The following is a 13,737-nucleotide window of genomic DNA, read 5'->3' as shown; positions in this document are numbered from 1 at the left end:
AGTATGGCGATCAAACTCGATCCACAGATCGTAGGCGGCCCCATGGCGGCTGTATACAAAGGTTTGTGTCGTACTTTGCGGTACAGAGAGCAAGGTGCGCAACAAATCTATCAGCTTCACATGCAGAATCAGCCTTTGATTGCCGCTCTATGGCACAACGAATTGTTTCCTCTTCCTTGGTTTGGGCATTTAAACAAATTTCAGTGCACGACTATAGTTAGTCAAAGCAAAGATGGAGAATTTCTTGCCCAAATTCTTCAACGGCTGGGGTTTTCCTCGGCTAGGGGGTCCAGTCGTAGAGGGGGAGTGCAAGCTCTGATGAATGCCAGAAAAATCATGCGCGAGGAAAATCGACTCTGTGTCATCACAGTTGACGGCCCTAAAGGGCCGCGGCACAAGCCGAAAGAGGGCGTGTTTTACTTGGCACAAAAGGCAGGAGCATTGATTGTTCCCGTACGCGTGTATATGCCCGGAGCCTATGTTTTCAAAAATGCATGGGATAAATTTCGATTTCCTTATCCTTTTAGTCGCTGCTCTGTGCATGTGGGAGAAGCCTACGCCGTGTCCCAAGAAAAGCTGACTCCTGACGTTCTGGCAGAGGAGCAGGCACGTTTTGAGCAAAAAATGGTAGATTTGGGGAAGGCGTTTGGCACATTGTAATTCGACTTTTCAAGTAATGCATGAGGGTTGCCATGCGTGAAGTCCTCTATGAAGCATTGGCGGTTGCCGGACGGCAGTTGTCTTTGGATACGGTGGATCGGCTTGGATGCGGTTTTGGCGACTTGCTGTGGCGTTTGCTTCCCAAGCGCCGTGCCATTGCTGAAAAGGCAATGATTCACCACCTGGGTATAGCCGAAAGCGAAGCCCGGAAGATGTGCCGTGTGAATTTTCAGCACACCGGCCGTGGGTTCATGGAAATTTTGGCAGCACGCAAGGCGGATTGGCGTTTTTTTGAAAAGAGGGTGGAGCTTGAACACCGCGAGTATTTCGAAGAATTGATGAGGACCGACAGACCAAGGGTCATCGTTACCTGCCATCTCGGATCTTGGGAACTGACCAATGGACTACTCAATCTTCTTTTTTCAGATACTCCCAGGGTTATCTTGGGGCGACGGCTTAAAGACTCGGCTTTGAATGAAGTTCTTATAAGACTTCGTACACATCGCGGCGTTGGCTATATTATGCATCGTAAAGCTGTTTTTCCTGTACTCCGTACTTTGCGGCGCAATGGTATTTTTGCACCTTTGGTCGACCACAATTGTCTTGCAGAAGAAGCTTTGTTTCTTCCATTTATGAATGATCTTGCTGCTGTGAATCGTGGGCCTGCGCTTCTTGCGGTAAGGGCAGGTGCCGTCCTTTTCCCCGCCGCCATGGTGAGATTGGGGAATGGACGTTATAAATTGATGATGGGTGAACCTCTCGATTCCAAAACCTTGCCAGGCACCATGGAAGAGAGAACGGATGCTGTGACTCGATATTACAACGACAGTGTTTTGAAGTTAATCACTCGTTATCCCGAACAATGGTTCTGGATGCACAGGCGTTGGAAAACTCGCCCTCCGGAAGGCTCATGATCTGCTTTCAAATGAGTGCACAAAAAAGGAACGCCAAGGCGTTCCTTTTTTGTGCACGGCAGGAGGACGTTAATCCTAAAACGGGAATGTAAAGTCCGTTTTTCCCGAGCTTGTGTTTTTCTTCAAGTGCTTGTTGAGCTCTGCATCTACAGCTTTCAAACGGTCTTGAGCTGCCTCTTTCTGACTTTTGCGGTCGGCATTACGAATGACCGCCTTGAGCAGTACTTTGGCTGCATCAAAGTTTCTCGCTCTTTCGTAAATGACGGCTGCACGGTACATTGCGGTAACTGCCCAAATGTTTTGGGATTTATACTGCCATGCTACCTGAAGATATTTTTCCAGGGCTTCATTCAAACGGCCGGTGGCTCCGGCGCCTTCGGCAAGCCAAAAGAGAACCTCCGCCTGGACCGGTTCTTCCAGGCTCTCCCTGTCATTCCATAATTCCTTGAGAACTCCCTCGGACCATTGCATTTTCCCTTGCTGCTGGGCCAATAAAGCAAGCTTGAGACGCTTAACAGGAGCCAAGCGCTGCCCGTCCAGCTCCACAAGTTCCATGTACGACTTGAGCGCGTCCTGATTCCGTCCGAGATCTATCTCCAACGCGGCTTTTGCCTGCAGATAATCGGCTCGCACTTTGCCCGACAGTTTACGTGAGTCGAGCCGATTGAGGTAAAAAGCCGTGGTGTGCAAGGATCCAGATTCTCCTGCAAGCTGTGCTAGGTAAAGAAGGGAACTGGTTCCCACTGTGGTATTGGAGAACAGAAATCCCGCACGTTTTGCCAAAGCAGGGCTTTTGTGTGCCTTCCATTGTTTTTCTATCAGGGCGAGGTTGAGTTGTTGGTCCAGAGGAAAATTCTGAACGGCGGAAGCCAGTGTCAGTCCGCTGCTTTGCGTACACTCCAGCCAGAAAGGAGCAAAGCCCCCGAGGGCATCCATTCCCGCTGCTCCGGCTAATCTGCGCATAAGGTGGAGTGCATCTGGATCGGAAGCAGACGGCATTGTTTCTGGAGGAAGCTCAAAAAGAACAATGGCTGCCATACTGAAAGCAAGTGGAAGAGGGTTACCCTTTAACAGCTCCCAGGTTTCGGTGTAGCCAGCTTTGTCATCTTCAAGAACGGCAAAGGCAAAGGCATAAAGTCGCAATGCTTGTGCTGTTGCTGGGGTAATTAGAGATGATTCCAGCTCCTGACGTATTTTTTCTCTGGCCTGAGTAATAGGTTGGGCTGTCAGATTCCTGATGAATTCTGTCCAGGCCGGGACATCCGGTTTTGCCACTCGCCATCTTCCAGAGTCGGCAAGAAGTCCTATGTGGTCGAAATTTCCGGCAAACACATCGGCAATGGGGTAATCGCTAAAAGAGCTGGTGGAATTTGTTTCGCCAGCTTCGCCTGTATCAATTACCTTGAAAATGGATTGCCAAAAGTCGCGAACAGCGACAGTGCCGTTGGCCGCAGTTATTTGAGGCGCCAGAGAAGGGGAGCCAATTCCAATGGAGCAGAGTCCCTTGGCGATCTGCAACCGCTGAGCAGCATCAACTTTCAGTACCGGAAGCGATACTTGCATTTGAGCTAGCTGTACTTGAGGCATCCATCCGTTTTTTCTGGATGTTTTGAACCCGGAAAGGGCAAGCAGACTGGCATCCCAAAAAGATGTTCCTGGCCAAAGAGCTGTGGCAGCAGACAGCGTCTGTTCCAAGTCATCCTCTAAAACCTTGCTTTGAGCAGAGTCCAAAGGTGTGTCCACATATCGCCAGTACCAGGTGCGCCAAACATCTTGCCACATGTCGGCGGCTCCAGATGCTTTTTGAAGAAAGTCTTGTTGGAACTTGGCATCCACCATCTGAAGGGCATTGCGCATAGAGATGACAGCCTCTGGTTGTTTACCAAGGTATCTCTGGCTTTCAGATACCAAGAGCAGCCGTTGTGCTTCAAGAGTCGAATCGGCAAATTTATCCTGACTATTAAGGACCGTGAGTGCTTGTTTGGGACGCTTAAGTTCCAGAAAAGCTTGAGCTCTTTTGAGGAGAACCTGTGGAGTCTGGTCTGGTTTGGCCGCAAGTTCCTGTTCAAGCACGTCATATGCTTTAATTTTTCCCAACCATTGGGTGAAAGTTTCTTGTTTTGCAGCTGTTGAAATACGAGGGGTGGTAAAGGATACCAATAAACTAGCTATCAAAAAGGCAAATAAAACTAGTTTGTTGTGTTGCATAAGTACTCCTGGTGAGTTGCTAGAAAGCTAAATTCTGCTGCGCAGTTTTGCTTGATGCGCCGGAATATGCAAGCTCGGCGTTTTTTAGATTGATGTAGATCTCAAAAGCTCAAGACAGCAGCAGAGTCTATCGAGAGCATTAAGGAAATAAGCCCGTAAGTAACTTCTCAAGTTAGTTTGATACAGAATATGATGTCCAACCTGCAAAGGGTATTTTGAATGGCTTAGAATCAAAATTTGAGAACTGCTTGCGGCCTGAAAGGTCAGCAACATCTTCAGGGAAAAGGAGATTAAAGAAACCCCCAAAAAGGCGGTTCAAATTCGAATCTAGAGTACAAAGTACGCTAGCACTTCCAGTAAAGTTAACATAATTTACATTATGAGACATATGGTAATGCTAATACAACCACATGAAATAATTAATTAATGCCTGCGATCTTTGTTTTGAATGCTAAACGGCACTCTTTTATGGTCCGATACGATTACGATTTAACTCTATAATGAAAACATATCGTATTACGACTCTTTCCGGTTTCACTTCGTTTTGGATTGGCCTTATAAGCCTTTTTTGCTTCTTGCTCGAGCACTGATCGATTTATTCAAAACAAGGCGTTAGGATAGCTTTTGTGGCTTGGCTTTGCTGGGCAATTCCTTCAGTGAGGTTTCTTTGACGATTTTTTTGTCAAAGTCATTCCTACAAACTTAATAAAAAAGGCCGAAGGAATTATTCCTTCGACCCTTTGAATTTGGTCATATGATGTTTGAACTTGGCTAGGCCTTTCCGAATGCTTTCTCCCAATCGCGGTCAAACGCTTCGATCCCTTTGTCGGTCATAGGATGTTTGGCTAGCTCCATTACAACCTTGAATGGAATTGTGGCAACGTCCGCTCCTATAAGTGCAGCTTCAACTATGTGCATGGGATGACGAACAGAAGCAACCAGCACTTCCGTATCAAAGCCATAGTTGTCGTAAATACGGACGATTTGGTCGACAAGGGTCATTCCATCCTGAGAAAGTCCGTCCAAACGACCGATGAAAGGACTTACATAGCTGGCGCCGGCTTTGGCTGCCAGCAGTGCCTGCGAGGGAGAGAAGACTACTGTGACGTTGGTGTCGATTCCCAATTCGCGCAGCTGGCGAACGGCTTTCATTCCTTCCATAAGCATGGGGATTTTTATTACGACATTTGGGCCGTATTTCACCAGCTCATGGGCTTCGTGGATCATTTCATCAGCGGTTTTGCCTATCACTTCCAGGCTGACAGGACCTTCCACCTCTTTGCAGATGGCTTGTGCCTGTTTGCGCCAGTCCCCGCCTTCACGGGCAAGAAGCGTTGGGTTGGTGGTCACTCCATCCACCATCCCGTAATCTTTAGCTCGACGGATTTCTTCAAGATTTGCTGTGTCTATAAAAAATTTCATAGTACTCCCCTTTTCTCTTTCAGGAAGTTAGTCTTCAAGGGATTCGGACTTGGATGAACCGTTTTGCGCACGGATTTGCTTCAAAAATTTGTCTCGGCATTCATAGCTGCAAAAGGCATGAACCTTGTCCCCTTCACGAACACGTATCTCGCTGTCTTTGCTAACATACGTTCCGCAAACAGGATCCTTGAGCATCTGGCCGGACGCAGCCATTTTTTCTTGTTTTTTGGATGCCGCAGAGCTTTTTTTCTTTTTGTCGCCGGTAAAAAGTTTGTAGAGAATAAAGCCCACACCAACAAAGATTAGCAGACGAAACAGCATGATGGTCTCCTTGAGGCCTTGTTTCTGGGGATTGCAGTGTGCTTTTCAAACCTACTCTTGGAATATGGATCTGTCCACAATCCGATAATCCAACTGAGCCAGAATTTCTCTCAGGCTGACTCCATTAGGTAAGACCAGCTTTGGGGCTATTTCAAGCAAAGGAACAAGGGCAAAGGCTCTTTCGGAAAGACGAGGATGTGGAATGCATAGATCCGGCTCATCAACCTCTTCATCGCCAAAGAGAAGAATATCGATATCAATGAGGCGCGGACCAAATCTGTATGATTCTACACGTCCCATCGCTTCTTCAATCTTTTTTACTTGGGTCAAAAGCTTCTGAGGAGTCCAGATGCTGGCAAGCTCCATACAAAGCGCGATGTTTGCAAACCAGGGTTGATTCGAAACATTTTGCGGCTCGGTAAAATACACACCTGAAACCGCGGTAACCCGCCCTTCTGCCAGTGCCTTCAGGTGGGTTACCGCGGTTTCAAGGTTCTCTTCGGGGGCTCCAAGATTGGAGCCCACCCCCAGATATACGGTTACAGGCTGGCGATGCGTGAGACCGCCTCCTTGAGCCTGTCCGTAGGAACTGTCAGGGAGATACGGAAGAACCCTTCACCATGAATTCCGAACCCGCTGCCCGGTGTAACAACGACGCCCGTTTTCTGCAGAAGGTCAGTTGCAAATTCAGCGGAGGTAAATCCCTTGGGAACAGTGCCCCAAACATACAGTGCGGCCTGAGGTATCAGGCAGTCGATGCCGGCTTTGCCCAAAGCATCAACCACTGCATCGCGGCGCTCCATGTAAATGGCGCGGTTGGCATCTAAAACGGCTTCGCCCTGCTCCAAAGCGGCTATGCCCGCTTCCTGAACAGCTTGGAAGATGCCGGAATCAACATTTTCTTTGATTTTGCCCAGGCCCTGGATCAGACTTTCATTGCCTACTGCCATGCCAATACGCCAGCCTGTCATATTGAAAGGCTTGGATAAGGAATGGAATTCGATGGCGACTTCGCGGGCACCGTCGATTTCCAGAATGGAGAGCGGTTTGTTGGCAGGATCAAAGTAAACATCGACATACGCGGCATCGGAAACAATAATGACATTGTATTCCCTGGCTTTTTCAACCAGCCGTTCAAAAAACGCACGGTCAGCCATGGCCGAAGTCGGGTTGTTGGGAAAGTTGATGAAGATCATCTTGGCCTTTTTCCAAGAATCCGCGGAGATGGCCTCAAGATCGGGGAGGTAGTTGTTCTCTGCTGTCAGCGGCACATACTCCACTTTGCCACCGGCAAAATCCACGGCAACGGGATAGACCGGGTAGTTGGGAGTGCAGACCAGAGCGAGATCGCCGGGATTGATATAAGCCAGCGGAAAATGAGCAATTCCTTCTTTGGAACCTATCAGGCTGACGATTTCTGTGTCAGGATCAAGTGTCACGCCGTTAAAGCGTTTGGGAAACCAGTCGGCTACGGCCTGCCTGAAGGATTTCATCCCTACATACGAGGGATACCTGTGGTTTTCCGGGTTTTTCGCCCCTCTGTGCAGAGCTTCAATAATGAAGTCCGGCGTGGGGAGATCGGGATCGCCGATACCCAGGCTGATGATATCGACGCCACGGGCCTGAACTTCGGCCTTGGCCTTGTCAATTGCGGCAAAAAGATAGGGAGGCAGTTTGGCCAGCCTATCGGCGAGTGGGAATCGGGACATAACGAAGAACGCTCCTTTCAATTATTTAATCCGAGTACTTTAAATTGGCCCGCTTTAGCTGTCAAACGAAGTATGGAGCTCTTTTCCTTGATGTTCCGGCACGGAGCGGAATATAGTCACACGATAAAGCCATGATTGCCTTTTGGGACTTTATGATAATTTTCGAAGAGTCTGTGCAAAAGGCATCTTTGAGGAGCGCATGCCGAAAAAACAAACTTCATCGGATACTTCCGAAACTCCCCTCCTTTCACATTCCTGGGTGGACCGCTACATGGAGCATCTGGTTGTCGTGAAAGGGCTGTCAGAAAACAGTCTTTCCGCCTATGACGCAGATTTTCGCGACTATCTCAGTTTTTTGAATGATTCCGGAAAAACGCTCGAACAATCTGGACAGCAAGAGCTGTTCACGTACCTGCTTCGTATGCGCAAGGCTGGTTTAAAAAATAGATCCATATCCCGCCATCTTTCTGCTCTGCGCGGGCTGTATGCTTTTTTGACCGACGAAGGATTGATTTCCGAGGATCCCGCTGCCTTACTGGACAATCCGAAGCTCCCCAAAAAACTGCCTGAATTTTTAAGCATAGAAGAAGTGGACAACATGCTGGCACAGCCAGATGCTTCAACCAAACTTGGATTCCGCGACAGGACCATGCTGGAACTCCTCTACGCCGCAGGTTTGCGCGTCAGTGAGCTGGTAAATCTGCGTCCGCTGGACTATGACCCTCAATCGGGTATTCTCAGGATATGGGGGAAAGGTAGCAAGGAAAGGCTGGTTCCCATACATCAAGTGGCACAGGACTGGCTCGATTCCTATCTTGCCGCATGGCGAGGCCAATTTAAACCAGTGGATGAAGCCGTATTTTTGAATCGTTCCGGGAAGCGGCTTTCACGCCAGGGAGTGTGGAAACTCATCAAAAGGTATGCGCTGCAGGCCGGTATTCGACGGGAAATTTCGCCACATACCTTGCGCCACAGTTTTGCTACACATCTTCTGGAGGGCGGAGCTGATTTACGTGTTGTCCAAACGCTTTTGGGACATGCCGACATCAGTGCCACCGAAATTTATACACATGTGCAAGCCCAACGGCTGCGTGCATTACACGAGCAACATCATCCACGGTCGAAGTGAACGAAATGGATGCACTGGCCAGTTTATTTATCCGCAATCATCCACAAAGAATCGCAAGTGACACATGAACAATAAAATCCAGGCTGAAACAATCATCACCGGACACACCAACGCGGATTTCGACTGCCTTGCGGCCATTGTGGCCGCTGGAGTTCTTTACCCCGAAGCCCGGCTCGTTTTTCCGGGAAGTCAGGAAAAGAACCTGCGCAACTATTTCATTCAGAGTGCGTGCTATCTTTTTAATTTCACCAATGCCAAGGACATAGCCCCTGAATCGGTGAAAAATGTTGTGGTGGTGGATACGAGGCAACGCTCGCGTCTTCCCCACATTGAACAGGTTCTGGAAAATGAAAACCTGAATATCCATGTTTATGACCATCACCCTGATTCCGAAGAAGATCTCCCCGCAGACTTTGGGGTGATAAAAAAATGGGGATCAACCGCTGCCATCCTAACGCACGAGTTGATGCTCCAAAACAAGAAGGTTTCGCCAGAACAGGCGACGGTTATAGGGCTTGGTATTTACGAGGACACCGGTTCGTTTACGTTCATGTCCACTACGGAGCACGACTTGTCGGCTGCGGCCTGGCTTATGGGGCGGGGCATGGACGTAAATGTTATTTCCGATCTTCTTACGCGCGACTTGACCGCTGACCAAGTCTCCATGCTGCATTCCCTTTTGGAAAATGCTACCACGCACGATATAAACGGTGTGGAGGTTGTTTTTGCGGAAGCAAGCAGCGAAGAATACCTCGGTGATTTCGCCCTTCTTGCCCATAAACTCATGGACATGGAAAATCTAAGCGTACTTTTTGCTTTGGGGCGGATGCAGGATCGGATAACACTGGTCGCCCGTTCCAGAGTACCTGAGGTTGACGTCAGTAGGATTTGCGAATTTTTCGGTGGAGGGGGGCATCCTTACGCAGCTTCGGCATCGGTTAAAGACAGGACCATGACCCAAACCAAAGATGAGCTTTTCGCCCTACTCTATTCCGAGATCAACCCTCATTTGACGGTTGACGGTTTTATGTCCTCTCCTCCGGTAACCATCGGGAAAACCGAGCTGCTTCATTCGGCCACGGAAATTATGACCCGCTTCGGATTGAAAGCCATGCCGGTAATTGATGAAAAGACTCGAGAGTGTGTTGGTATCATCGATCACCAGCTGGCAGACAAAGCTGTTTCCCATGGATTGGGCAATGTCGAAGTACGCGAGTACATGCTGCGTAGCGTCAGGACCGTGGAACCTGAAACCGATCTGTACGAGGCCATGGAGATTATTCTGGGGTACAGCCAACGCTTGGTCCCCGTGGTCAAAAAAGGTGAAGTATGTGGTGTTTTCACTCGTACGGATATGATCCGCATTCTGATTGATGAACCTGCCCGTATACCGGAACGACTGCTGCCTGACAGAAAAAGGGAACGTCAGGTTTTTCCCCTGATGCGTGAACGTTTACCCAAGCGGCATATTGATCTGCTGCGCAAAGCGGGCAACCTTGCTGATGAACATGGGTATGAGCTGTATGTTGTTGGCGGTTTTGTCCGTGATCTCCTTTTGGGCCGTTCCAACCTGGATGTTGATCTCGTTGTAGAGGGAGATGGCCCTTCTTTTGCCGAAATTTTGGCTAAAAATCTTGGTGGACGAGCCAAGGTTCACCGTAAGTTCAGGACCGCCGTGGTCATCCTTCCGGACGACAGCCGTATCGATGTGGCTACAGCCCGTCTTGAATATTATGAACAGCCGGCCGCCCTGCCCACTGTGGAACTTTCTTCCATAAAAATGGATTTGTATCGGCGTGATTTTACCATCAACGCATTGGCCGTGCAGCTCAACCCTAAAAAATTCGGCCGGTTGGTGGACTTTTTTGGAGCCCAGCGGGACATCAAGGATCGGGTTGTTCGGGTACTCCACTCCCTTTCCTTTGTCGAAGATCCCACACGTATCCTTCGAGCCATCCGTTTTGAGCAGCGGTTTGATTTCCATATCGGCGGGCAGACCGAGCGCCTCATCAAAAATGCTGTTTCCATGGATTTTTTCGACCGCCTTTCCGGCAGCCGGATCTTCCACGAGCTCAAACTCATTTTTGAAGAGAAAAACGCCCGGCAATGTCTGATACGCATGGGGGAATTTCAAATTCTTAAAGTTATACATCCAAAACTGGAGCTTACCCGCAAGGTACTTGAATTTCTTGAGCATATTGAAGAGGTATTGGATTGGTACCGACTCCTTTATCTTGAGCCGAAGCCCGAGCCTTGGATGTTGTACTTTTTGGGATTGGTCAACGGTATGGAGATGACCGAAATCGATCAGCTGGCCCAGCGTCTCAACCTTTCCAAACGCGAACATGCCGATTTGGTCAATCTTCGCTTGGATGTTGAAGAAACTTTCTATCGCATTTCAAAATGGAAAGGTGGTAGCGGGCTAACAAGCGAGCTTTATTTTCTGCTTGAGCCTTTGTCGCTGGAGGGCATTTTGTATTTGTTGGCTCGCAGCCGCAATGAGGAGGTGCGCAAATCTATTTCGCACTATCTTTCGGCCTTGCAACATATGTCTATCGATATCACCGGGGTAGATATTCGTAATATGGGACTGCAGCCCGGCCCGGCATACGGACGAATAATGCGTTCGGTTACAGCTGCCAAAATTGACGGAACCGTAAGCTGTCGGGAGGATCAATTGGATTTGGCCAAACATTTGGCACAGGAAATGCGGAATAATAAATAAAGTACTGCATGAAAAATCTGGAATCGTCGTTTTATCCAAGCCGGTTCCTGTCTCGCTTCTTGCCCTGAGAGCCCTGTGCGTGTACAAGAACAGACGTTTTCTAAGGGATGGGTGCTTGAAATGGGTGACGCAAGTACCATTACTATCGCCGTTATCGGCGGTGGAAAATGCTCACAAGAAGCATACGATACGGCCCGCTGTTTGGGGCGTCTACTCGCTCTGGCTGGCTGCACGCTTGTATGCGGTGGTCTTGGGGGAATAATGGAAGCCGCCAGCGAGGGGGCGTCCAGTGTTTCTGGTCGGACTATAGGCATTCTTCCCGGGCTCGATAAGCGGGCATCCAACGAATTTATCAATACGTCCATTGTCACAGGACTGGGGCAGATGCGCAATTTTCTGGTTGTTGCAAATGCCGACATCGTTATTGCTGTCGACGGCGGCTGGGGAACGTTGTCCGAAGTGGCGTTGGCAAAGAAAATTGGCAAGGAAGTCATAGTGCTGGGCAAATGGAGTTCCATTCCTGGCATTCTTCCTGCCAAGACACCGGAACAGGCGGTTCGCCTGGTTCGTGAAAGGTTCTTAAACTAATGGAAGTACTTTGGGCCCCTTGGAGGCTGCAATATATTCTCGGTCCCAAGCCGGACGAATGCGTGTTCTGCATTCCCGAGCATACAGATGAGGACGAAGAGCGTTTGATCTTATCCAGAGGCAAGACCTGCTACGTGCTTATGAATAAATATCCGTATAATAACGGGCATCTTATGATCGTTCCCTACAGGCATGTCTGTTGTGTGACCGACCTGACCACGCAAGAGAGCCATGAAGTTATGGATTATCTTCGTATCAGCGTGGAGGTTCTGAAAAAGGCATTTTCCCCCGATGGCCTCAACGCCGGCTTGAATTTAGGCGATGCCGCCGGTGCGGGAATAGCCGCTCATCTCCATTTTCAGATCGTTCCTCGGTGGAACGGCGATGCATCGTTTATGGCAGTTTTCGGGGAGACCCACGTTATCCCGGAACATCTCCGCTCAACTTACAATAGGCTGAAACCCATATTTCTTGACGCAACCTCGTAACAAGGAGACTTCCATGCGTTTCATCAAGGTCCTCCTGTTGGCTGTCTGTTTTTTTGTAGCACTCGTGTTTTTTGTTCAGAACAACGCAGGGCTCAATCAGGCGCTCGAACTTAAATTCGAGTTGCTCGGCAACGGACTGCACTCAGCACCTATCCCCATGTACCTCTTGATTCTCGGGGCCTTCTTAGTCGGATCGGTATTTTCCACCTTGTATTTCTTTGTAGATAAAATGCGTTCCAACGGCCAGCTGCGTAAATGCAAAAATCGTGTGGCCGAACTGGAAAAAGAAGTGAATACCCTGCGTACCCTGCCGCTTGAAGAGGATACGTATGCTTCCAAGCCTCAGAATATTCAGGAAGCTCCGGCTTGCGAGGAAGCTCAAGCCTAACACGTTTTTCACTTGCAGTAGTATAATTCCGGGTGGGCTGTCTGTCCCACCCGGAGGGACGGCGTACATGGGATCATGGGATTGGTTAAAAAAAACAGTGAGCAAACACGTTTCATCGTTTGAGCTCTCCCCCTCCAATGACGGAATTTCATCTTTTTCCATGGATACGCAGGCTGCCATCGGCGAATTAAGCCACGTCATAAAAAACAACCCAGATGCTGTTGAGACCTACCTTGCTTTGGGCAATCTTTACCGTTCCAAAGGCGAAATAGAACGCGCTGTCCACATTCGTAATAATCTCATTGCACGCCCCAACCTGCCCCAAGACGTACGGATAAAAGCCCTGTACGAGCTGGGGCGCGATTTTCGACGAGCCGGGCTCATGGATAGAGCCATGAACGCCTTGGAGCAGGCAAGACATCTTTCCGGAGATGATCCCAATATCTTATGGGAACTCAGCCGCTTATGTGCCGAGAGCGGAGCCTTTGCCCGCGCTGCGGACCTGTGCGGACGGTTGGGGCACGAACAGGGGCAGGCCCATTACCTTGTTCGCCTGGCTCATGATAAAAAAAATGACGGAGAATCTTCGGCCGCGAAACGGTTGCTGAAAAAAGCCGTTGCCGTGTATCCAGCTTCAGTGGAAGCATGGGCTGAGTTTTTACTGAATGATCTGACCAGTTCCAGCAACAAACTCGCAAAGACCCTGAGCAAAGCGCTTTCCCATGTGGATACGCCACTCCATTTTTTACTTTTTGAACCCTTACTGCAGTTCGGGCAAAAGCAGTCGGAACGAACAGGAGTATGTAGTCCGGAGCAAGCCCGAAGCCTGTCCGCCCTTCTGGACGATTTTCCCCGTGATGTTCTCCTGCACTACTATTCTGCAATGCTCCTTTTAGCCTGTGGTCAAACCCAGGAAGGAAAGTTGGGGCTGGAAAAGACTCTTGTGCTTTACCCGGATTTCTGGGCGGCCCGGTTGGAATTGCTTTCCCACAGCATGGACGAACAAACTCTTTCTCCCACCTTTGAAAACCATTTGCACTACCTCATAGGGTGCGCCCGATACGTAAAGCGTTTTGTTTGCGGGGTTTGCGGCCTGAAGTGGGATCAGACCTTTTTTATTTGTCCCAAGTGCAACTCATGGCACAGCATACGTTTTCGCATGCATCTTAACGACTAGTATGTGGC

The 13,737-nt window shown here is 49.2% G+C and carries 13 protein-coding genes; 8 read left to right on the top strand and 5 right to left on the bottom strand.

Going from position 1 to position 13,737, the window contains the following annotated elements:
* Positions 1-3: 3 nt before the first annotated feature.
* A complete protein-coding gene (locus tag ACI0FJ_RS03520; protein ID WP_424299070.1) occupies positions 4-660 on the top strand; it encodes a lysophospholipid acyltransferase family protein in 657 nt (218 codons plus the stop codon).
* Between the two features lie 32 nt (positions 661-692).
* Entirely contained in the window at positions 693-1,574 is an 882-nt protein-coding gene (locus ACI0FJ_RS03515) for a lysophospholipid acyltransferase family protein (RefSeq protein WP_424299067.1), read from the top strand.
* A gap of 75 nt (positions 1,575-1,649) precedes the next feature.
* Here ACI0FJ_RS03515 and ACI0FJ_RS03510 read toward each other — a convergent pair whose 3' ends face one another.
* From ACI0FJ_RS03510 to ACI0FJ_RS03490, 5 genes are all read right to left on the bottom strand, one after another.
* Entirely contained in the window at positions 1,650-3,782 is a 2,133-nt protein-coding gene (locus ACI0FJ_RS03510; RefSeq protein ID WP_424299064.1) for a tetratricopeptide repeat protein, read from the bottom strand.
* A 771-nt stretch (positions 3,783-4,553) separates the two neighbouring features.
* Positions 4,554-5,204 (bottom strand): fructose-6-phosphate aldolase, encoded by a 651-nt coding sequence (gene fsa, locus ACI0FJ_RS03505; RefSeq protein ID WP_424299061.1) that lies wholly within the window; start codon positions 5,202-5,204, stop codon positions 4,554-4,556.
* 27 nt (positions 5,205-5,231) lie between these two features.
* Complete coding sequence (locus tag ACI0FJ_RS03500; RefSeq protein ID WP_424299058.1) at positions 5,232-5,525, bottom strand: transcriptional regulator; 294 nt, start codon at positions 5,523-5,525, stop codon at positions 5,232-5,234.
* Between the two features lie 51 nt (positions 5,526-5,576).
* Complete coding sequence (folK, locus tag ACI0FJ_RS03495) at positions 5,577-6,050, bottom strand: 2-amino-4-hydroxy-6-hydroxymethyldihydropteridine diphosphokinase (RefSeq protein WP_424299055.1); 474 nt, start codon at positions 6,048-6,050, stop codon at positions 5,577-5,579.
* Positions 6,051-6,064: 14 nt separating this feature from the next.
* Positions 6,065-7,234, bottom strand: coding sequence for an LL-diaminopimelate aminotransferase (locus ACI0FJ_RS03490; protein WP_424299052.1), 1,170 nt, complete (start codon positions 7,232-7,234; stop codon positions 6,065-6,067).
* Between the two features lie 199 nt (positions 7,235-7,433).
* Here ACI0FJ_RS03490 and xerD point away from each other — a divergent pair, with 199 nt between their 5' ends.
* The 6 genes from xerD to ACI0FJ_RS03460 all read left to right on the top strand — a co-directional run bounded on the left by xerD (position 7,434) and on the right by ACI0FJ_RS03460 (position 13,729).
* Complete coding sequence (gene xerD, locus ACI0FJ_RS03485) at positions 7,434-8,363, top strand: site-specific tyrosine recombinase XerD (protein ID WP_424299049.1); 930 nt, start codon at positions 7,434-7,436, stop codon at positions 8,361-8,363.
* A 64-nt stretch (positions 8,364-8,427) separates the two neighbouring features.
* Positions 8,428-11,088 carry a CBS domain-containing protein gene (locus ACI0FJ_RS03480; protein ID WP_424299045.1) on the top strand — a complete coding sequence of 887 codons (2,661 nt, stop codon included), beginning with the start codon at positions 8,428-8,430 and terminating at the stop codon, positions 11,086-11,088.
* A gap of 120 nt (positions 11,089-11,208) precedes the next feature.
* Complete coding sequence (locus ACI0FJ_RS03475; RefSeq protein WP_424299042.1) at positions 11,209-11,676, top strand: TIGR00725 family protein; 468 nt, start codon at positions 11,209-11,211, stop codon at positions 11,674-11,676.
* Positions 11,676-12,164, top strand: coding sequence for an HIT family protein (locus tag ACI0FJ_RS03470; RefSeq protein WP_424299039.1), 489 nt, complete (start codon positions 11,676-11,678; stop codon positions 12,162-12,164). The genes ACI0FJ_RS03475 and ACI0FJ_RS03470 overlap by 1 nt, the downstream gene beginning before the upstream one ends.
* A 13-nt stretch (positions 12,165-12,177) precedes the next feature.
* Entirely contained in the window at positions 12,178-12,552 is a 375-nt protein-coding gene (locus tag ACI0FJ_RS03465; RefSeq protein ID WP_424299036.1) for a LapA family protein, read from the top strand.
* Positions 12,553-12,712: 160 nt separating this feature from the next.
* A complete protein-coding gene (locus tag ACI0FJ_RS03460; protein WP_424299034.1) occupies positions 12,713-13,729 on the top strand; it encodes a tetratricopeptide repeat protein in 1,017 nt (338 codons plus the stop codon).
* Positions 13,730-13,737: the final 8 nt, after the last annotated feature.

It is taken from the genome of Desulfovibrio sp. 7SRBS1 (assembly GCF_049723905.1).
In the GTDB taxonomy this organism is placed as follows: Bacteria; Desulfobacterota; Desulfovibrionia; order Desulfovibrionales; family Desulfovibrionaceae.
Note: the sequence above shows the minus strand (reverse complement) of the source record. Positions and strands in the feature narration are given on the sequence as shown.